Genomic DNA, 21140 nt, shown 5'->3' with positions numbered 1-21140 from the left:
CCGAGGACCGAGCGAAGCACTGGCCATGGCTACCCGCGCCGGCCTCTCGCATCGGATCAGAGCGAAGAAATCCAGCCGCAGCCGCCCGAGAGGCGATCGCGGCTGGAGCATGGGTTCACCAAGCGGCTTGCAACCCAGCCGAGAAGACCTGGGCGTTGGCGCCGGGGCGGACCTCGCCGGTGTAGCTCGCCGAAAGGGACACGCCCTCGGCCACCGGGCCGGACAGGCTCACGCCCAGCACCGCCCCGTCCCGGGCCAGCGCGCTCGTGCGGGTCGCGAACGGAGCCCCGAACAGGCTGGAGCGCACCACCGCCGCCGTGTCGGCGAGCTCGTGTGCCCAGTACGCCCGCGCGTCGAGGCGCAGACCCGCGGTCTCGTCCACCGCGAGGCTTGCGAGCCGGCCGCCCGCCAGGAGCCGCGCGCCCTCCAGCGCCGCCGTGGTGAAGGCCTGCTGGACCAGACCGCCGCGCTCGGCCACCCGGCCCCGGCTCAGCCGGTCGTAGCTGAAGCCCAGTTCCGGCACGAATTCCACCGGCAGCCCGGTGCCGATGGCGTAGCCGGCAAAGCCGGACAGGCCGAGATCGGCTCCCCCGGGCGCGCCGCTCGCCCGCACCAGGGCCGAGCCCAGCGTCACCGTCCGGTTGATCCGGCCGTCGGCATAGGCACCCCCGGCCGTGCCGCGCAGCACCACCGCGCCCAGCCGGGTGCTGCCGTAGAGCGTGCCGCCGTAGCTGTCGGCGGTGAACGACCCGAGCCCGATGCCCACCCCGGCGCTCCGGGAGGCGCCGGTCTCGCGCAGGTAGCTGAACGCGCCGCCCACCAGCGTGTCGCGCCCGACCTGGCGGTCGACCCCGAGCAGCAGGCCGCCGGCATCGAGATCCGCCCCGCCGGCGGCGCGGTCGCCGCCGCGGCCGCCGAAGCCGTAGAGCGCGTCCGCCCAGATCCGGCCCTCGCCGGCCGCCAGCGGCTGGTCGGGCGCCCCGGCGCCGCCGCGTAGGTCGAGCGCGGTGCGGTTCGGCCCGAGCCCGGCGCCGCCAGTGCTGAAGCTGGCGCTGCCGCCGCCCAGGGTCAGGTGCCGGTCGATCGTGGCGGCGACCAGACGGCGCGCGGTCAGGTCGGCGACCAGGGCGTCGCCGTAGCTCTGGCCCGACAGGCTCGCGAGCGAGCCGGACAGGGTGGTGGGGGCGGCGGCGTAGAGCGGATCGTAGACCCGCGCCTGGGCGGCGTTGGGCCGGGTCCCGGCCTCCGGCCGGGCGAGGTCGAGGGCGGCGCCCACCGCCCGGGCATTGCCGGTCTGGGCGAGGCCCAGGGGCGCGAGGTTGCCGTAGGCGGCGGGCGTCACCACGAGGTCGAGCTCGGCGGCCCCGTAGAGCGCGTCGAAGCGCGTGGCCGCGGCCAAGCCGGCCGTCGGCTGGGCGAGCCCGCTGAAGGAGCCGCCGAGGCCTGCCTGCGCCACCAGCACGGAGAAGCGCTGGCCCAGCGCCGGGGTGAAGCTGTTGCCGGCATTGCCGGTGATCCCGCGCAAGCTCGGCACCAGGGTGCCGTTGGCCGAAACCGCGCCGCTCGGACCCACCGCCAGCAGGCGGGAGTAGTTGCCCGCCCCGGCGCCGGGGCCGGTCCCGTCGATGTCGAGCCCGAACACGCTGCCGGGGGCGAAGCTCACCGGGCCGATCACGGTGAGCGTGCCGGGTGAGTTGCCCGGCCGCAGGGCGCCGGCCACCGCCACCGGGGCGGCAATGGTGCCGGTGCCGCGCAGGGTGCCGGCCGCCGCCACCGTGACCGGCGAGGTCCAGGCGCCGTTGAGCGCCAGCGTGCCCTGCTGCACCGTGGTCGGGCCGGAGAAGCGGCCGGTGCCGGTGACGTTGAGCGTGCCGGTGCCGACCTTGGTCAGCGTCGTGGCGCTGCCGCCATCCACGATGGCGCCGGCATAGGTGGAGGAGCCGGAGCCGCCCACCGTGAGCCGGCCGTTGCCGAGCACGGCCGTGGCCGATCCGGACAGGCTGGCGATGCTGAAGGCGCCGCCACCGAGGTCGAGCGGGCCGGAGGTAGTGAGCGCGGTGAGGCCGGCGACCGGGCCGGTGAACAGCAGGGCGCCGGTGTTGGTCAGGGCGCCGTTGAGCTGGCCGGACAGGCGGGCGGTGCCGGTGTTCGACACGGGCCCGTTCAGGGTGCCGTCGCTGACCAGCAGGCCGGCATTGCCGATCTCGGCGGCCGAGAGGCTCGCGCTGGCCGCGACCGCGACCGTGCCGGCGTTGCTGAGCGCCCCGGCCAGGCCGTAGGCGCCGCCCCCCGCCACCGCCAGGGTGGCGCCGGCAGCGTTGGTGAAGGCGTTGTCGCTCGCGACCGTGCCGGTGACCGTGAAGGTGCCGGCGGCGTTCCGGATCGCGCCATCGACCCGGCCGGCGCTGGCGACCAGGCTGCCGGTGTTGGTCACCCCGCCGGAGAGCGTGCCGCTGGTGGTCAGGGTTCCGGCATTGGTCACGCCGCCGGCGATCGTACCGGCATTGGCCGTGTAGCCGGCATTGGCCAGGCCGCCGGAGAGGCTGCCGCTGGTGGCCAAGGTGCCGGCGTTACTGACACCACCGCCGATCGTGCCGGTGTTGGCGGCGTAGCCGGCGTTCGCCAGTCCGCCCGAGATCGTGCCGCTGGTTGCCAGGACGCCGGTGTTGGTCACGCCGCCGGCGATCGTACCGGCGTTGGCGGTGTAACCGGCGTTCGCCAGTCCACCGGAGACGGTGCCGCTGGTGGTCAGGATGCCGGCATTGGTCACGCGCCCGGCAATGGCACCGGTGTTGGCGGTGTAACCGGCATTCGTGAGGCCGCCGGAGATCCATCCACTGGTGGTCAGGAGGCCGGTGTTACTCACGCCGCCGGCGATCGTTCCGGCATTGGCGGTGTAGCCGGCATTCGCCAGCCCGCCCGAGAGGGTGCCTCGCGTGGTCAGGAGGCCGGCATTGGTCACCCGGCCGCCGATGGTGCCGGTGTTGGTCGTGGAACCGGCATTGGTCAAGCCGCTCGAAGCGATGCCGGCGTTCACGAAGCTGCCGGCCGTGCCGACGGAGATCGGCGAGACGAGGCGGCCGGTCGCCGTCAGCGCCAGCGTGCCCGCCGCCACGAGGGTGCTGCCCGTGTAGGTGTTGGCCGCCGACAGGCTAGCGGTGCCGAGCCCGGACTTGATCAGCGCTCCCGCCCTGGTTCCGTTCGTGATCTTGCCCGCGAAACGCGCGGTCCCGGTATCGATCTGAAGCGTGCCGGTGCTGTTGAGCGTCACCGGCCGGGCGGTGGCGAAGCTGTCGGCCAGGACTTCGAGGGTGCCGCCGCCGAAAGCAAGGCCGCCACTCGCGGCGCCGAGGTTGCGGTCGGCCAGGACGCCGAGCACGCCGCCGTTGATGGTGGTGCCACCAGCGTAGCTGTTCGTGCCGGTGAGATCCAGGATGCCGGCGCCGGTCTTCACCAGGCCACCGACCCCGGAAATGTCGTTGGCGAACAGGCCATAATACGCTTGGCTCTTGTAGGTGGTGTTGACCGTCCAGGTGGAGGTGAACTGCCCCGGCCCGTCGATCGCCTTGCCGAGATTGAGCAGGCCCCAGCCGTAGATGGCGTTCGGGGTGTTGCTGGGACCATCGCCGAGATGGGTGGCGGTGGTGAACATCGTCTGGGCGATCTGCGGCGCCGTCAGGAACGGGAAGGCCTGCGTCAGCACCGCGGCCGCACCGGACACGTGCGGCGTCGCCATCGAGGTGCCGCTCATGGCGTCATAGTTGGATCCGGCGTCGCCGCTGCCGGTCGGCACGGTCGACAGGACGTTGACCCCCGGCGCGGCGATGCACCAAGCGGCGGCGACGCCGCACCAGTTGCTGAACGAGGCGATCTTGTTGTTGCGGTCGGTGGCGACGACCGCGACGATCGAGCCGGCGACACCGGAAAAGTCGACCTGGCTCTGGTCGGTTCGGAATCCCGCACTGTCATAGAATCGGTAGACGCCGCTGTTGGCGTGGCTGGGTTGGATATACGGGTAGAGAGCCGCACCTATCGGATTCTGCGAGATCAGCGGCTGATCCTCGCGTCCGTTGCCGGCGGCAAAGACCAACAGCATACCGCTGTCGGCGGCTCGCTTGAGCGCGTCGTATTGAGCTTTCGTGCTGTCTAGAATGTATGGCTGGAACGGCAGGAGCACATATTGAGGATTGACCGTGCCGTCATCGTTGAAGGGGCGCGGATAGGCTGGTCCATAGCTGCCATTGAAGATCCGGGCACTCCGCTGGGTTGCGTAGTCGATCGCCGTGGGGCCGTTGACTCGAAAATCGGAGAATGTCGTCCACGCGTAACTGGGTGGGAGCGTGTAGAGGGTCAGGATCGTGCTGTCGTAGGCGACGCCCATGGTTCCGACGCCGTTGCGTGCCGCACCGATCGTACCTGATACGTGCGTACCGTGGCCCTGCTCGTCCGTGATGAAATTGGGAAAGAAGTTGAAGTCGGAGGCCGAGAAGAAATTCCGCGAGGCGGCCGAGATGCGACCGGAAAATTCTGGGTGCGTTCGATCGATGCCGGTATCGTAGACCGCCACCAGCACACCAGCGCCGGTGAAGCCGCGGGCGTAGGCCGTCGCAGCATTGATCTGGGCCAAGCCCCAATCGGCCCGGTACTCGGGCGTGTCGAAATCCGACGCGGTCAGACCGAGGGTAAAGGGAGACCATCGCGCCGGGACACCCTGCGCGGCAGCCGGCCCCATCGCCGTCGCCAGCACGGCGAGCGAACAGCCCAGCATGAGTCTGCGCCGCGAAGACCCCTTTCGACGTATGAACGAGAGCGATCGTACCCGCCCAAGTTTGAAATCGTCAGCAAAAACTGGTGATTTTTGCTCGATGTCCATCTGTGTACTCGCAATATATAGAATAAAGTAGAGAATCAGTGACCGTGATAGGCATTTTTATCCCGAAATTGCGTGGAATCAACTTTGTTTGAGCTTACAAATTTCGACTTTATCATGATGTGATCTGAAAGCATCAGTGAAATCGAGGCAAAGTTGTGCGGCTATCATAGAATATCAATTTGAAGTGATAATTCTGGTCTGAATTTGACATCCGTCGCGCGTGGGATCGACAGTGTTTCAAGATGGATCGCCGCTTGGCTCGCCATGAAACGCATGATCGCAGCAGTAAGATTGACTAAATTTTGGGATAACCTGGCATCGATGCTTCGCAACACAGGCGTTGACACGCCATCATCGTCGTGACGGGATGAAACGAGACTTCGGTTGCATCAATGTCTTCTGAAGAATCAGAGAGCGAAATCACCGCCCGGGCCGGCGACGGGGTCGCTGCGGAAACGCGCATCGCCTGCATGCGCTTCGAGCCGCCCGACGATCCGGGCGCCTTGGGCCATGCGTGGCGGCATCACCTCGCGCCGATCTTCGAGGTCAGCTTCCGCCCTGAGACCGACCTCAGCGTCCCGATCGCGATGCGGAGCTATCACCTCGGCGAAATGATCGTCGGCGACGTCGTCGCGCCGGCCCACATCCTCGAACGGTCGGAGGAGACGATCCACCGACAGGGGATCGATCACATCCTCCTGCAATTCTACCGGCGGGGGCAGAGCCTCGTCGAGACGGACCGCAGCACCCGGCCGGTCACCGAGGTCCAGTGCATCGTCTTCGACCTGGCGCAGCCCGTGCGCATCGTCGCGGATGCCGTCGATGCGACCAACGTGCTGATTCCGCGCGTCTTGCTGGAGAAGCAGGGCTGCCGCCCGGAGGCCTTGCACGGCCGCCCCCTCGACCACGATGGCGACCCGTTCGGGAGCCTGGTCCACACTTTCGTCGCCAATGTCGTGGCCTGCGGCGACCTTCTGGACCGGCGCGAGGCGCTGTCGGCCTCGTCGGCGATCATCCAGCTCTGCGCGACTTGGTTGCGCGGCCAGGAGGACGGAAGTGCCTGCCAGAACCTGGATGTGCGGATCCGGACCCGCCGGTTCATCGAAGCGGAACTCGGCAACCCGAAGCTCACGCCGGCGCTGATCGCCGAGCGGCTCGGCCTGTCGCGATCGACCCTGTACCGGGAATTCGCACCGAACGGCATCGTCTCCTACATCCGCGACCGCCGCCTGATGTACGCCATGCGCCTGCTGATCAAGGAGGGCGCGCGGCCGGCCCGGATATCCCAGATCGCCTACGCGGTCGGCTTCTCGGATGAGCGGACCTTCCGACGCGCCTTCAAGCGCCGGTTCGGCTTCATTCCCAGCGACGCCCCACGCCGGATCGTCACGGCCTGGATGCCCGACTCCGTCTCGGTCAGGCGGACCTGGATCGAGAGCCTCTGAAGGCTGCATCAAAGCGGAGCGATCCGCCAGTCAGGCCGGGGGGCTGACGCCCCGCGGGCTTCCGGCCGCTGCGGTCGGCAGCAGGCCATGGAGCGCCATGCCGATCAACATCGCCACGACGAAGACCAGGACCGGGATCGCCCCCGTGGACAGGGCCGCCACGGCGGGGCCGGGGCAGAAGCCCGAGAGGCCCCAGCCGATCCCGAACAGGGCGGCCCCGAGGAGCAGGGGCGCGTCGATCCGGCGCCGGGTCGGCAGGTCGAACCGGGCATCCAGCACGGGACCGGCGAGGCGCCGGCTCAAGAGGTAGCCGAGCCCCGAGACCGTGACGGCGCCGCCGAGGACGAAGATCAGGCTGGGATCCCAGGCGCCCGCCACGTCGAGGAAGCCGCGCACCCGGGCGGGGTCGAGCATGCCGGAGAGCGCCAGGCCGAGCCCGAAGGTGAAGCCGGCGGCCAAGGCCGCCAGGATGCGCAGGGCCGCGCTCACGCCAGCACTCGTGCGGCGGCCACGGTCAGCATGCCGGTGGCGAGGAAGACCAGCACCGCCGCGATCGAGCGCGGCGACAGCCGGGCGAGCCCGCACACTCCGTGCCCGGAGGTGCAGCCGGAGCCGAGGCGGGTGCCGAAGCCGACCAGCAGGCCGGCGAGCGCCAGGACCGGCAGCGCCGCGGCGATCCGCATCTCCGGCCAGTGCCCGGCTAGCAGCGCGAAGGCCGGCGGCCCGAGGACCAGGCCGAACAGGAAGGCGGCGTCGGCGAGCCAGCGCGTGCCCGCCGGCCGGCCGAGGCCGGCGACCAAGCCGCTGATCCCGGCGATCCGGCCGTTCAGCAGCAGGAGCATCGCGGCCGACAGGCCGATCAGCAGCCCGCCCGCGAGGGATGGAAGATAGGTGCTCATGCCGCTCCCGTGTCGAGGTCTCGTGTCGCGACTCGAAGGCCGCCCCGGCGGCCCTGGGTCATCGGGTTAGCGCCCGCGGCTTTTCGGAACAAGCCTTGCCAAACACCGTTGAACCAGCAATTATCGAGCAAATTCAGTAGCTTAGTGAAGATCATGCTCTTTCTGGAGCAATCCGCGAACGAAACCTTCTCCTCCGATGCGGAGCAAACGGAAGGGCCTTCTTGGGGCGGGTCGGTGTCCCGCCAGCCCCGCTCCGGACATCGGAATCAGGCCGGCACGATCGGCTCTCTTAAGGACGACAGCGCGAAAGGTTCAGTGACGATGGCGCAGGGTGATCAGGTGGTGTTCCAACGGCTCGACCTCGCCGAGATTCTGGGGATCTGGCGCCATGCCAGGGGGCGGATCGTCGGCATCCATCAGCAGAGCGGTCACTCGGCCACGGTCGATGTGAAGTTCGAGGGCCACGAAACGCTCGAACGCTATCTGGCCGACCTGTTCCGGCTGGTGGCGTGATGCCGCCCGCGGTCCGAATTTCTCGCCGGATCTCTCGCCGGATTCCCCGGACGTGACAGCCTCGGCCGCGATCCCGCCGCTGCGTGCCACCAGCCGCAGTACCCTGGAGGGCGACCTGTGGGCCGAACTCCGCGCCGAGGCCGAGGCGGTCCTGGTCGAGGAGCCGCTCTATGCCGGGATCATCCAGGCAACGATCCTGGACCAGCGCAGCCTCGCCCAGGCCTTCGCCTATCGCCTCGCCCACCGCCTCGGCGACGGCGACCTCGCGCGGCTGTCGATGCGCGACCTCTGCCTCGCCGCCTTCGAGGCGGATCCCCATGCCGGCGCGCATGCGGTGCGCGACCTGATCGCCATCCGCGAGCGTGACCCGACCTGCCGCCGCTACCTCGACCCGTTCCTGTTCTACAAGGGCCTGGCGGCGCTGGAAGCCTACCGGGTCGCCCACTGGCTCTGGCAGCAGGGCCGGGCGACGCTCAGCCTGCATGTGCAGAGCCGCATCTCGGAAGTGTTCGGCTGTGACATCCATCCCGCCGCGCGGATCGGCTCGGGGGTGTTCATCGACCATGCCACCGGGGTCGTGATCGGCGAGACCACAGTGATCGCCGACGACGTGTCGATCCTCCAGTCGGTGACGCTGGGCGGCAACGGCAAGGAGAGCGGCGACCGGCACCCGAAGGTCGAGCGCGGCGTGCTGCTGAGCGTTGGGGCCAAGGTGCTCGGCAACATCCGTATCGGGGAGGGCGCCAAGGTCGCCGCCGCCGCGGTGGTCCTGAACGACGTGCCGCCCCACACCACCGTGGCGGGCGTGCCGGCCCGGGTGGTGTCGCGCCTCGCCGCGGGCGCGGAACAGCCGGCCCTGAGCATGGACCAGTCCTTCGGCTTCGGGGACGGGATCTAATCCAAGCAAGGAAAATTTTTCTTCGAGACAAGCGTCGTCAATCCTCGAGGAATGGCCGCTAATCGAGAAAGCAATTCTACGAGTGTGGGGCATTGCGCTGACTTCGTTCTAAGGTAGTTGCTTGTTTGAGCGAAGCCTTCCACGGAACGTCGATAAATAAGAAAAATCGTTTCGTTGACCGAGCGCAGAATCAAAGCCTAAGTTGCCTTCGCTGGCTCGCCGAGGAGGTGAGCACAGTGTCGCGCCGGCCAATGACTTTGCGGCGCCGCGACAAAGCGGATCCTATCAAGAACGGCTCGGCCATTCGGCCCTGCCGGCATCAACCAAAGCTTGCGCCAGGCCCGCGTTGCTGCGTGGCGGCTCGCCAATGCGCGGGCTGATGCGGCGCGCCCGCAATCGACATGAAAGAGGACGAACGATGAGTGGACCGGGTCTGAGCGTGAGCGCCACGGCGGCACGCAATCTTGCGACAGCCACCGTCACGTCGGTCCAGAACGCGGCCAACACGCCGCGCTGGCTCCTTCGGCTTCTGCCCTTCGTGGACGTCGCGGGCGGCGTCTACCGCGTCAACCGGCGCGCCGTCGTCCTGGCGCGGCCCGGCCGCGTCGACTTCGTCACCGAGAACAAGGACCGGACGATCCGCTCCGCCTCCCTGCGGGCGGTGCCGCTGTTCAGCCGTCTGGGAGACGCTGAGCTGGCAAAGATCGCCGAGCGCTTCACCGAGAGCAAGCACAAAGCCGGCAAGATCATCCATGAAGAGGGCGCCGGCGCCCGCAGCCTGACCGTGGTGGCGGACGGCACGGTCGAGCTGACCTTCTCGGGCCCGTACAAGGGCCGCCTGCGCCAGGGCCTCGCTACCCGCGGCGACTATTTCGGTGACGGCGATCTCCTCGGCGCCGGCGCGCCCGCCCCGGCCGTCAAGGCGCTCTCGGCGGTCACCCTCCTGACCCTCGATCCCGACGCCCTCGAGAACGACGAGATCCGCGCCAAGATCGCGCAGTACCGCGACGAGCAGGAGCGGCTGAAGGGCCATACCAGCTCCCATGGCGAGCAGGGCATCGAGCTGCTGGCGGTCCATACCGGTGAGCCGCGCCTGCCGACCACCTTCGTCGACTACGAATCGCACCCCCGCGAGTATCACCTCTCGACGATCCAGACGATCCTCAACACCCATACCCGCGTCACCGACCTCTACTCGAACGAGATCGACCAGCTCCGCGAGCAGATCCGCCTCACCGTCGACGCGGTGAAGGAGCGCGAGGAGTGGGAGCTGCTCAACAACTCGCAGTTCGGCCTGCTGAACGAGGTCGGCCCGCGCCAGCGCATCCCCACCCGCGGCGGCCCGCCCACCCCGGACGATCTCGACGAGCTGCTGACCCTGGTCTGGAAGAAGCCCGCCTTCTTCGTCGCGCATCCCCGCGCCATCGCGGCCTTCGGCCGTGAGGCCACCCGCCGCGGTGTGCCGCCGGTCGTCGTCCACCTGTTCGGTGCGCCGTTCGTCACCTGGCGCGGCGTCCCGCTGGTGCCGAGCGACAAGCTGCCGATCGACATCGATCCGGTCACCGGCGCCGAGACCACCTCGATCCTGCTGCTGCGCGTCGGCGAGGGCGAGCAGGGCGTGGTCGGCCTGCAGAAGACCGGCGTGACCGGCGAGATCGAGCCCGGCCTGTCGGTGCGCTACGCCGGCACCAACGACCACTCGATCGCCTCGCACCTGGTGACCCGCTACTTCTCGGCCGCCGTGCTGGTCGAGGACGCGATCGCCCGCCTCGATAACGTCCTCCTCGGCAACTACCATGACTACGCCTGAGGGACTGGCCTTCGGTCGACCGGAGGCGAGCCCGGCCGAGCTCGCCCATAGCGATCTCATCGGGCGCCTCGCCCGCGAGATCTACCAGCAGGGGCAGGCCGCGAGCCAGCCCCTCGCCCCGACGCTGCCGGCGGGACCCCAGGTCCCGCAGGCCCTCGAAGGTCTGCCTCAGGGACCGGGCGGCGCCCCGTTCCCGAGCGCGGCCACGGGAATCCCCTCGGTGCCGACCGGGGGGCAACCCTCCGGCCTGCAACCGGACGCCTCGGCGCTGGCGGCCCGCTCGTTCGGCGGGCCGGCCCTCGGCGTGCCGGGCCTCACCGGCCCGACATTGCCGAACCTCGCCCCCGCGAGCCCGGCCTTCTTCGACACCGCCGCGATCCCGCCGGTCCATCCGGCGAGCCCGCGTCCGGTCCTGCCGGATTTCGGGTTCCCGAGCGCGCCGGCGGCCTTCCCGGGCGGTGCCGACCTGCACCGTCAGGTGGCCGGGGATCATCCCCGTGCCAATGCCTTCGCGCATGCGATCGCTCCCCAGCTGGTGCCGGCCGACCCGTCCCAGCAGGGCGTCGATGTCGCTCAGGAAAGCTTCGCGCGGACCGGGCACCTGTCCCGGGCGCCCGAGGCTCCGGTGTCCGACTACTACTTCCTGAATGCCGGTCCCGGCCCGGCCCGCAGGGCGCCGGCGAGCCCCCGGGTCGAGCCCGCCCGCTATCCGGGTCCCGCGCCGCGGCTCACGGCGCAGGGGTCGAGCCCGGTGTCGGCGCCGTTCGACGTGGAGCATGTCCGCCGGGATTTTCCGGCCCTGCACCAGAGCGTCAACGGCCACCCGCTGGTCTGGCTCGACAACGCCGCCACCACCCACAAGCCGCAGGCCGTGATCGACGCGACCTCGGAGTTCTACGGGCGGCACAACTCGAACATCCACCGGGCCGCCCACACCCTGGCGGCGCGCTCCACGGATCTGTTCGAGGGCGGCCGCGAGGCGGTGCGCCGCTTCCTCAATGCCCCGTCGAAGGACGACATCGTCTTCCTGCGCGGCACCACGGAGGCGATCAACCTCGTCGCCAATTCCTACGGCCGGGCCAATATCGGCGCGGGTGACGAGATCATCGTCTCGACCATCGAGCACCACGCCAACATCGTGCCGTGGCAGCTGCTGGCCCAAGCGACCGGGGCGACGCTGCGGGTGATCCCGGTCAACGACCGGGGTGAGATCATCTTCGAGCAATACGCGGCGCTGCTCTCGGGCCGCACGAAGATCGTCTCGATCACCCATGTGGCGAACGCGCTCGGCACCGTGAACCCGGTGCGGGAGATCATCGCGCTCGCGCATGCCTACGGGGTGCCGGTGCTGGTCGATGCGGCGCAATCCTCGCCGCATATGCCGCTCGACGTGCAGTCCCTGGACGCCGACTTCCTGGTCTTCTCCGGCCACAAGGTGTTCGGGCCGACCGGGGTGGGCGCCCTCTACGGCAAGACGCACCTGCTCGCGGCGATGCCGCCCTGGCAGGGCGGCGGCCACATGATCGAGGACGTCACCTTCACCCGGACCGTCTACAAGGGCGCCCCGGAGAAGTTCGAGGCGGGCACCCCGGACATCGCGGGTGCGGTCGGCCTCGGTGCGGCGCTCGACTATCTGGAGAGCATCGGCCTGCCGGCGATCGCCGCCTACGAGCACGACCTGCTCGAATACGCGCAGGGCGGTCTCGCCGAGGTGAAGGGCCTGCGCCTGATCGGCACGGCCCGTGAGAAGGCGAGCGTGATGTCCTTCGTGATCGAGGGGCAGGAGAACGAGGCGGTGGCCCACCATCTCGACGCGCACGGCATCGCGGTGCGCTCGGGCCATCACTGCGCCCTGCCGGCCCTGCGCCGGTTCGGGGTCGACCAGTCGGTGCGGGCCTCCCTGGCCTTCTACAACACCAAGTCCGACGTCGATGTCTTCCTCAAGGCGCTGCACACCCTGCCGCGGCACTGAGCCTTATCGCGACGGGACAGACGGAAACCAAGACCGGTCGGACCTCGAAAGGTCCGACCGGTTTTTTGTGTTTCGGCCATGGTGCGAGACCTGAGATCTGAACAACTGGATGTGCCACGATCGGCGCAGGCCCGCGCGCCACATCAACGACTCAAGCGTGCCGAGCGAAGGGAAGCACAATCCGAAAGAGCTCATTAACCATTCGATTTTAAGTCGGAGGCGAATAATTCCTCGATCGAGGCATCAATGCTATCGGCCCCGATCTTACTGTCTCTCGTCGTCCCGGTCTTTAATGAAGCGACGGCGATAGAGCCGTTTCTCGTTCGCGCTGGGGCGGCCATCGAAGCCGCCTGCCGTCGGGTCGGGCCCGGAACGCTGTATGAGATCGTGTTTGTCGACGATGGAAGCACCGACGCGACTCTGAGAGTCCTTTCGGCGGCCCGGCAGCGGAACACAGCGATCGATATCGTCGGTCTGTCGCGCAACTTCGGAAAAGACGCTGCCCTTGCCGCGGGCCTTCGCCACGCGCGCGGCCATGCCGTCATACCGATCGATGTCGACCTGCAAGATCCACCCGAGATCATTGTCGACATGGTCTCGCATTGGCTGGCGGGCGCCCTCATCGTCAACGGCGTCCGCAGCCACAGGCGGGCCGATTCGCCCCTGAAACGTTTGACGGCTTGGGGCTTCTACGAATTATACAATCGCTTTGCTGACCAAGTCATACCGTCGAACGTTGGCGATTTCCGGCTCATCGATCGCCGCATCGTCGACATCCTGAACACGCTTCCGGAGCGGTCGCGGTTTACCAAAGGTCTGTTTTCCTGGGTCGGGTTTCGACAGGCGGAAGTCTCTTTCGTCCGCGAACAACGCCAGCAAGGCATGACGAAGTGGCGCTATTGGCACCTTTGGAACTTCGCGCTTGACGGATTGACCGGCTCCACGACAGCGCCCTTGCGGATCTGGACCTATATCGGACTGACCGTCGCCGGCCTGGCCTTCCTGTATGGCCTTTTCCTGGTCGGCCTGACCGCATTCGCAGGCAATAGCGTGCCAGGTTATCCGTCTCTGATGGTGGCAATCCTGTTCTTTGGCGGCCTCAATCTCATTTCTATTGGTATTATGGGAGAGTATGTCGGCCGCATTGCTGCGGAAGTCCGCGGTCGTCCGCTTTACCTCGTCCGCGACATCAACGGCGAACTCCTTCGCCCTATCGACCAGGACACCGCATGGACCCGATCGCCTACAGCCGAATGGCCGACAACGAGCAGCGGCATTGGTGGTTTTCCGGGCGACGCGCCATCCTCGCAGCGCTCCTACGCCGCGAATTAGCGCAGCACTCTCAGCCGATCCGCATCCTGGAGGCGGGCTGCGGGAGCGGCGGCAATCTGGACATGTTGACCACGTTCGGCGCGGTGGATGCGGTCGAGTTCGACGCCGGCGCACGCGCGATCGCCGCCCGTCGATCGGGCATCCCGGTTCAGGCCTGCGCCCTGCCGCACGATCTGCCGGTCCGCGACGGCGCTTACGATCTCATCGTTCTTCTCGACGTGCTGGAGCATATCGAGGATGACCAAGCCACGCTGTGCGCGCTGAGGCGGAAGCTGAAACAGGACGGGCGGCTGCTGGTGACGGTGCCGGCCCTGCCCTGGCTTTGGTCGCACCATGACGACCTGCATCACCACAAGCGACGGTATACGAAACGGAGCCTCGAGCTTGCGGCTGCAGCAGCCGAATTCAAAATCGCCCACATCGGATATTTCAACACCTTCCTGTTTCCGATCGCTCTCGTTCGTCGCCTCATCGCGATCGTCTACAGCCGGCCGACCCAGGATGATCGCATGCCAACGCGGCTGTTGAACGCGATCCTGAGCCGCATCTTTTCGAGCGAGCGTCACATCATCGGACGCGCCGGTCTGCCGGTCGGCCTATCCCTTTATGCTGTCCTGAGCGACGGACGCTGATGTGATGCCGAGCCGACAGGGAGGACATAGATTGTCCGCGCCGCTGCAAGAGAGTGAGCACCTCAACGGTTGCGGCATCGAAGGAAGCATTGCATTCCGTCAACACACAGTATTCGATCGGCTGCGGAGCCTGGACGGGCTTGTACTGATCGCGAGCGCGGCGTTCTTGGTCGGATCCGTGATCCGCATCTTTACCGGCCACGAACTTCCATTATGGATCGATGAGACCTTTACCGGGGCGATAGCCGATCAACCTAGCGGGCGTGATTTTCTTCATCAGATCTGGGCGGATGTGAATGCGCCCTTGTATTATTGTTTTATGTATAACTGGGTCGCGGTCGCGGGTCTGTCAAATGACATGCTGCGCTGGCCGAGCACGATCTTTTCCCTGGCGGCGGTTCTGCTCGCCTATCGTGGAATCAGCGCCTTGGACAGGACGACGCGCTTGATCTGGGGGGCGCTCCTCAGCCTATGGCTGCCGGGCCTTTATCAAGCGTCTGAGGCCAGATGCTATGCCTTGCTTCTCCTGATAACCCTGGCGACGACGCTCGTCTTTGCGAAGCTGATGGCTTCCCCCAACCGTCGCTTGGCGTGTTGCTGGGGTATCTTGGCGTCATTGAGTATTCTGACGCATTATTTTGCCGCCCTGCTCATAATCGCCCAAGGTTTCGCGTTTCTGGTTGTCTACCGGACGCGCGCGCTTCGGATCTGGCCGGCCGGTCTATTCTTTATTCCGACGGCGCTCTGGATCAGCTACCATCTGCCGCGACTCTTGGAATTCGGAAATCCCGATGTTGCCTGGTATGCGATCCTCGGGCCGCAGCATTTGCCATTTATAATAAATTACGTCTTGAATTCATTCGGATTTATCTTGATTTTGATCGTGGCAGCGATTCTCATTTTAAAAAACCCCTCGCCTGCATGGGATTGGGAACGCCGCAGCTTGTTCCTTGTCGCTGCCGCTTCTGCGGCCGGACTTTTAATTCTCATCGCCGTCGGAATGATGCGGCCGAGTTTCACCTTGAAATACGCCATTCCGTTCATGCCTGGAATCCTGCTCGGCGTCGCGCTGACAATCGAGCGGGCCGCACGCCATTGGCCTCGACTTCCCGCGCTCGCGATTTTTCTATTCGGGCTGCCGATGCTGCTCGATTTCGATGCGACCGCGCTGCGAAAGGCCTACTCGTTCGAGGCTGCTTCGACGGTTATCGAGAGGGCAGGGGCCAAACGCGTTGTGTTCCTGTGGGATCACCCGTCCTCGATTATGCAGGATACCGCGCAGATGCGCGCGTTCGGCGGCTTCTTCCTGGCTCGGTCCGGGCGCACCATCGACGTGGTGAATGTCGCCAATCCGTGGCGCGAGGATCCTCAGCCGCGTCTGCTTGCAGCCGCTGGATCGGAGCCGGGAACCGCAATTCTGTGGGTTTATGATCGCCTCGTGCCGAAAACCGCTGCGCTGGCCCATCCCCCGCACATCGAACGCCTCGATCCGGCCTGGCAATGCCGCGACTACACCACTGCACCCTACGCCGCGCTCGTCTGTTTGCGAGCGCCTTCGTGATCGGCCCGCTGCACCGACGTGATGTGGCGCGAGACGCAGCGCGACGACATCCGCTGTGCATCTGGGCTTCTTCTTCGGACCTATCGGCGCATCCGTTTTCGGGATCAGGCCATACTGCGCGGCTTCAGTGCAGCGCCTCGCCCGCGATGGTGATCCGGTGCATCAGCCGGCGCTCGCCGTGATAATCGTTGAGGGCGAGGTGCCAGGTCGCCCTATTGTCCCAGAAGGCGATGGAGCCCACACGCCACTGGAACCGGTAGGCGAATTCGGGCCGCCTCGCATGCTCGTACAGGTAGCCAAGCAGGGGGGCGGATTCGGTCTCGGTCCAGCCCTCGATCCGCAGGGTGAAATTCGGGTTCACGTAGAGGGCCTTGCGGCCGGAATCTGGATGCGTGATCACCACCGGATGCACGGCGTCCTGGGTGGCAGCCTCCGGGTTCAGGATGCGGCCCTTGAGGTCGCTGGTCGCCAACGAACGGCTGGCGGCCCCGAAGACGTGGCGGCTCGAATGCACCGCCCGTAAGGAGGACAGCGTCGCCTTGAGCCCGTCGGACAGCGCGTCGTAGGCCGCGTACATGCTGGCGAACAAAGTGTCGCCGCCGACCCGCGGCACCGCCCGGGCGTACAGGATCGAGCCCTTGGCGGGCTCGGCATCGTAGGAATGGTCGGTGTGCCACTGGCCGCCGATATTGGCCGCCTGATGCGCCTCCTTGCGCACCTCGGCGATCTCCGGATAGCCGTCCACCGCCTTGAAGAACCGGTTCACGTCGATCCGCCCGAACCGCTCGGCGAGCGAGATGTGCTGCTCCGGCGTCAGGTTCTGGCCGCGGAAGAACACCACGCCGTACCGGGCCAGGGCCGCCGCGATGGTGTCGCGCGCCGCGTCGTCCAGGGGAACGGCGAGATCGAGCCCGGCGATCTCGGCGCCGACATGCACGCCCAGCGGCGTGACCGATAGGTCCGCGCGCGGCGGCGCGGGCGGCAGCCAGGCATCGGCGAAGCTGTGGATCTGGGTCATCGTCTCCGTCCCGTCGCTGGGCTCCGCAGGGCGCTTCGGCGGCGCGCGCCGCCTGAGCATTCAAGCGCGGTGTGACCAAGTCAACGAAAGCGCATTCTCAACTTCGGATCATCCAGAAAAGAACGTTCGCTGAGCTGCCGCGGCCGCGAGAATATTGATCGGCATACCGCGACGATCTGCTGAGCGATGCCGCGAGACGCAGGCGCGCTCGAGAACAGAGATCGCGCGCGATCCGCGAGCGAACGATCATATTCTTCTCGCACTCTCCCGGGAACGGCGAAGTCTTGTTCTGTCGTGGGTGGGAAATTCGAAAACCGCTTTCGTTGACGCTGCGCGGCCCCGGGCGGACGATCGCGCCAAGTCTTGCAACCCCTGTGCGCCTCGCCTGTCATGACCGTCGCCGTCCCGCCGCCCGACATCGTCCGCAGCCTGGCCGAGACCTTCGCGGGGCGCGCGGCCGGCCACGACCGGGCCGGCACGTTCCCGCACGACAACATCGCGGCGCTGCGCGAGGCCGGGCTCCTGGCGCTCACCGTGCCGCGGCGGCTGGGCGGCGGCGGGGCCGGGTTGGCCCGGGCCGCCGAGGTGGTCCGCACCATCGGGGCCGGCTGTCCGGCGACGGCCCTGGTGCTGGCGATGCAGTATCTCCAGCACGCCGTGATCCATCGGGCGGATTCGGCCTGGCCGCGGGCCGTCGCCGACGCGGTCGGCAAGGCTGCGGTGGAGACGGGGGCGCTGATCAACGCCCTGCGGGTCGAGCCGGACCTGGGGACGCCGTCGCGGGGCGGGGTGCCCGAGACCATCGCCCGGCGCGACGGCGATGCCTGGCGCATCACCGGCCGGAAGATTTTTTCCACCGGGGCGCCGGGGCTCGCCTACGGGGTCGTCTTCGTCCGAACCGACGAAGAGACGCCGCGGATCGGCAACGTGTTGGTGCCGTTCGCTGCGAAGGGTCTTCGCATCGCAGAGACTTGGGACCATCTCGGCCTGCGCTCTTCGGCGAGTCACGACGTCCTCTTCGAAGAGGTGCCGATCCCGGCCGCCTACGCGGTCGACTTGCGGCCGCCGGAGGGCTGGCAGCGGCCGGATCCGGTCCAGCAGGCCTGGAGCTGCACCCTGCTGGCTTCCCTCTACGATGGCGTCGCCGGCGCGGCGCAGGATTGGTTCGTCGGCTACCTGCGTGACCGCAAGCCCGGCAGCCTCGGGGCGCCGCTCGCCAGCCTGCCGCGCTTCCAGGAGGCGGTCGGCGAGAACGCGCGCCTGCTCGCGATCAATGCCCGCCTGGTCGCCGGGCTGGCGGAGGAGGTCGATGCGGGCCGGCCGCCGCCGGCGCGGGAGGCCGGCTTCGTGAAGCTCACCGCCACCGAGAACGCCATCGCCGTGGTCCAGCGCGCCGTGGAGCTCTGCGGCAACGCTGCGCTGACCCGGGCGAACCCGCTGGAGCGGCACCTGCGCGATGTCCTGTGCGCGCGCATCCACTGGCCACAGGCCGATGCGGTGCGGGTCGCCGCCGGCAAGGCCGTCCTCGACGCCCGATAATCCGACACGGAGAACTTTCATGAGCCTGCTGCCCCCGGAGGCCGTCGAGTTCATCGGCTACGTCGCCCCCCGCCACACCTCCGAGATTCACCCGGCCGAAGGTCCATCGATCGACCGGGATTACCTGAAGCTCCTGGCCCAGGCGCATGAATGGGGCGGGTTCGACCGGGTGCTGGTGGCGTTCCATTCGACGTCGCCGGACGCCCTGTTGCTCGCCGCCCAGGTCGCCACTGTCACCGAGCGGCTCGGGCTGATGATCGCCCACCGCACCGGCTTCACGGCGCCCACCGTGGCGGCCCGGCAATTCGCGACCCTCGACCAGCTCACCGGCGGCCGGGTGGCGATCCATGTGATCAGCGGCGGCGACGACCGGGAGCTTGCCCAGGACGGCGACCACCTCACCAAGGACGAGCGCTACGCCCGCACACAGGAATTCCTCGACATCGCCCGCCAGAGCTGGACCGCCACCGCGCCGTTCGACTACGCGGGGACGTTCTACCGGGTGGAGCGGGGCTTCTCCGAGGTGAAGCCCGTCGATGCCATCCCGGTCTATTTCGGCGGCGCCTCGCCGGCGGCTCTGGCGGTGGCCGGCCGCCACGCCGACACCTACGCCCTGTGGGGCGAGACCCAGGCCCAGGTCCGGGAGCTGATCGGGCGGGTCCGGGATGCCGCCGCGCCGCATGGGCGCAAGCCCCGCTTCAGCCTGTCGGTCCGGCCGATCCTGGCCGAGACCGAGGAGCGGGCCTGGGCTCGCGCAGAGGATATCCTGGCCCGGACCCGCGCCGCCCGGGCGGCCAGAGGCCTCGGCCCGGCCGCTGCGCCGCAGAACGAGGGCTCGCGCCGGCTGCTCGCCGCAGCGGCCGCCGGCTCGCGCCTCGACAAGCGCCTGTTCACCGCCATCGCGGCCGAGACCGGGGCGGCGGGCAATTCCACGGCCCTGGTCGGGACGCCCGAGCAGGTGGCCGAGGCGCTGCTCGACTACCACGACCTCGGGGTGCGCACCTTCCTGATCCGCGGCTTCGATCCGCTGGAGGACGCCATTCAGTACGGCCGGGACCTGCTGCCGGCCTTCAAGGCGGCGCTCGCGGCCCGCGGCCGCGCTTCCGAGGCCGCCTGATGCGCGCCGCGTTGTTTTGGGTTCTCGCCCTCCTGGCCATCGGGCCGGCCCGGGCGGAAGACGTGCTGCGGATGGGCGACCAGCGCGGCAATGCCCGTGCTCTGATGGAGGCAGCGGGCGTTCTCGAAGGCCTGCCCTACCGGCTGGAATGGACCGAGTTCCCGGCCGCCGCGCCCCTGCTGGAGGCGTTGAATGCCGGGGCGATCGATGCCGGCGGGGTCGGCGACGCACCCCTCACCTTCGCGGCCGCCGCCGGGGTGCCGGTGAAGGCCTTCGTGGCGTTCCGCACCCGGCAGGACGGGCTCGCGATCCTGGTGACGCCGGATTCGCCGATCCGGACCGTGGCGGATCTCAAGGGCAAGCGTGTCGCCACCAACCGCGGCTCCATCGGCCATCAGGTGGTGCTGGCCGCCCTGGAGGAGGCAGGCTTGCCGTTCGACAGCGTCGTGTTCAGCTTCCTGCCGCCCGCGGATGCCAAGATCGCCCTCGCCTCCGGGGCCGTCGATGCCTGGGCGACCTGGGAGCCCTACACGGCCGCGGCGGAAGTCGCCGGCCTGGTCCGGGTGGTCCGCGACGGCAACGGCATCACCCCCGGTCTCACCTTCGCGGTGGCCCGCGACAGCGCCCTGAAGGACAAGCGGCCCCTGCTCGCCGATTTCGCCGCGCGCCTCGCCCGGGCCCGAGCCTGGGCGCTCAAGGACCCGGCGCCCTACGCTGCCGTGTGGTCGAAGCTGATCGGCCTGCCGGAGGCGGTGCCGCTGCGCTGGTTCAGCCGCGCCCCCTACCGGACCGTGCCGATCGACGCCGACGTGATCGCCGACGAGCAGCGCACCATCGACCTCTACGTCCGCGCCGGCCTGATCCCGAAGGCCCGCGCCCCGCAGGCGGCGGCGATCTTCGACACGGGGTTTTCCCAAGCTCTGTCCGAAGCCCTGGCGGCGGTGCAATGATGGGCACTTCCTCGGATCAGAGGTCCTGACGATGCACGACACCGGCGACGGCCATACTTACGATCCTCACGCCCACGATCACCACACGCACGATCACGGGGCAGGGGAGGGGGCGCCCGAGGCACCGCGCTGGAAGCATGACGGCGTGCGGGTGATCCCGGGCGACCAACTCGACAGCAACACCGCGCAGACCCCCGGCATGTTCCGGCAAGCGGCGATCAACGCCGCCCGGGTCGGCGCCCAGAAGATCTGGGCCGGCACGGTGGCGATCCAGCCCGACGCCAAGACCGGCGTGCACCATCACGGCGCCCTGGAGAGCGTGATCTACGTGGTCTCCGGCCGCGCCCGGATGCGCTGGGGCGAGCGGCTCGAATACGTGGCCGAGGCCGGGCCGGGGGATTTCATCTTCGTGCCGCCTTACGTGCCCCACCAGGAGATCAACGCCTCCACGGACGAGCCCCTGCACTGCGTGCTGGTGCGCTCGGACAACGAGGCCGTGGTCGTCAACATCCCGGATGTCGAGCCGGTCGAGCGGCCCGAGGCCGTCCACTGGGTCGATCCGATCCACAAGCACCCGTAAG

General features: G+C 68.2%; 16 protein-coding genes. 12 read left to right on the top strand and 4 right to left on the bottom strand.

All coding sequences use genetic code 11. The features are described 5' to 3' along the window. Nucleotides 1–115 precede the first annotated feature (115 nt). Entirely contained in the window at nt 116–4768 is a 4653-nt protein-coding gene (locus BM228_RS19735; RefSeq protein ID WP_280142338.1) for a S8 family serine peptidase, read from the bottom strand. A gap of 497 nt (nt 4769–5265) precedes the next feature. On the opposite strand from BM228_RS19735, the gene BM228_RS19730 reads away from it, so the two are divergent. Beyond that, the gene (locus tag BM228_RS19730; RefSeq protein WP_092043288.1) at nt 5266–6318 is read left to right on the top strand and encodes a helix-turn-helix domain-containing protein; all 1053 of its coding nucleotides are present in this window, start codon (nt 5266–5268) and stop codon (nt 6316–6318) included. A gap of 30 nt (nt 6319–6348) precedes the next feature. Here BM228_RS19730 and BM228_RS19725 read toward each other — a convergent pair whose 3' ends face one another. Both BM228_RS19725 and BM228_RS19720 read right to left on the bottom strand, forming a co-directional pair. Continuing rightward, nucleotides 6349–6807 (bottom strand): YeeE/YedE family protein, encoded by a 459-nt coding sequence (locus BM228_RS19725; protein ID WP_092043286.1) that lies wholly within the window; start codon nt 6805–6807, stop codon nt 6349–6351. Continuing rightward, entirely contained in the window at nt 6804–7217 is a 414-nt protein-coding gene (locus BM228_RS19720) for a YeeE/YedE family protein (RefSeq protein ID WP_092043285.1), read from the bottom strand. Before BM228_RS19720 ends, BM228_RS19725 begins: the two co-directional genes overlap by 4 nt. A 321-nt stretch (nt 7218–7538) precedes the next feature. Between BM228_RS19720 and BM228_RS19715 the strand changes: the two genes are divergently transcribed. The 7 genes from BM228_RS19715 to BM228_RS19685 all read left to right on the top strand — a co-directional run bounded on the left by BM228_RS19715 (nt 7539) and on the right by BM228_RS19685 (nt 15935). After that, nucleotides 7539–7730: a hypothetical protein gene (locus BM228_RS19715; protein ID WP_092043341.1), complete on the top strand. Its 192-nt coding sequence runs from the start codon at nt 7539–7541 to the stop codon at nt 7728–7730. A 52-nt stretch (nt 7731–7782) separates the two neighbouring features. Further along, nucleotides 7783–8628 (top strand): serine O-acetyltransferase, encoded by an 846-nt coding sequence (cysE, locus tag BM228_RS19710; RefSeq protein ID WP_092043283.1) that lies wholly within the window; start codon nt 7783–7785, stop codon nt 8626–8628. Between the two features lie 418 nt (nt 8629–9046). After that, nucleotides 9047–10438, top strand: coding sequence for a family 2B encapsulin nanocompartment shell protein (locus BM228_RS19705; protein ID WP_092043281.1), 1392 nt, complete (start codon nt 9047–9049; stop codon nt 10436–10438). Then, entirely contained in the window at nt 10425–12410 is a 1986-nt protein-coding gene (locus BM228_RS19700; RefSeq protein ID WP_092043279.1) for a family 2A encapsulin nanocompartment cargo protein cysteine desulfurase, read from the top strand. Before BM228_RS19705 ends, BM228_RS19700 begins: the two co-directional genes overlap by 14 nt. A 246-nt stretch (nt 12411–12656) precedes the next feature. After that, a complete protein-coding gene (locus tag BM228_RS19695) occupies nt 12657–13742 on the top strand; it encodes a glycosyltransferase family 2 protein (RefSeq protein ID WP_092043278.1) in 1086 nt (361 codons plus the stop codon). Beyond that, complete coding sequence (locus BM228_RS19690; RefSeq protein WP_092043276.1) at nt 13640–14374, top strand: class I SAM-dependent methyltransferase; 735 nt, start codon at nt 13640–13642, stop codon at nt 14372–14374. Before BM228_RS19695 ends, BM228_RS19690 begins: the two co-directional genes overlap by 103 nt. Nucleotides 14375–14405: 31 nt before the next feature. Further along, nucleotides 14406–15935: a glycosyltransferase family 39 protein gene (locus BM228_RS19685; RefSeq protein WP_167367779.1), complete on the top strand. Its 1530-nt coding sequence runs from the start codon at nt 14406–14408 to the stop codon at nt 15933–15935. Nucleotides 15936–16059: 124 nt separating this feature from the next. Here the strand turns inward: BM228_RS19685 and BM228_RS19680 are convergent, their stop codons facing one another. Then, nucleotides 16060–16953, bottom strand: coding sequence for a TauD/TfdA dioxygenase family protein (locus BM228_RS19680; protein WP_092043273.1), 894 nt, complete (start codon nt 16951–16953; stop codon nt 16060–16062). Nucleotides 16954–17343: 390 nt separating this feature from the next. Here BM228_RS19680 and BM228_RS19675 point away from each other — a divergent pair, with 390 nt between their 5' ends. The 4 genes from BM228_RS19675 to BM228_RS19660 are packed head-to-tail and all read left to right on the top strand — an operon-like array spanning nt 17344 to nt 21139. Next, complete coding sequence (locus BM228_RS19675; RefSeq protein WP_092043271.1) at nt 17344–18492, top strand: acyl-CoA dehydrogenase family protein; 1149 nt, start codon at nt 17344–17346, stop codon at nt 18490–18492. Nucleotides 18493–18511: 19 nt separating this feature from the next. After that, entirely contained in the window at nt 18512–19609 is a 1098-nt protein-coding gene (locus BM228_RS19670; RefSeq protein WP_092043269.1) for an LLM class flavin-dependent oxidoreductase, read from the top strand. Continuing rightward, the gene (locus BM228_RS19665; RefSeq protein WP_092043267.1) at nt 19609–20559 is read left to right on the top strand and encodes an ABC transporter substrate-binding protein; all 951 of its coding nucleotides are present in this window, start codon (nt 19609–19611) and stop codon (nt 20557–20559) included. Before BM228_RS19670 ends, BM228_RS19665 begins: the two co-directional genes overlap by 1 nt. Before the next feature lie 31 nt (nt 20560–20590). Beyond that, on the top strand, nt 20591–21139 hold the full coding sequence (locus tag BM228_RS19660) for a cupin domain-containing protein (RefSeq protein ID WP_092043265.1): 549 nt from the start codon (nt 20591–20593) through the stop codon (nt 21137–21139). Nucleotide 21140: the final 1 nt, after the last annotated feature.

The organism is Methylobacterium pseudosasicola, assembly GCF_900114535.1.
GTDB classification, from domain to species: Bacteria; Pseudomonadota; Alphaproteobacteria; order Rhizobiales; family Beijerinckiaceae; genus Methylobacterium; species Methylobacterium pseudosasicola.
The sequence above is the reverse complement of the archived record's forward strand: the minus strand, read 5'-3'. Positions and strand labels throughout refer to the sequence as shown.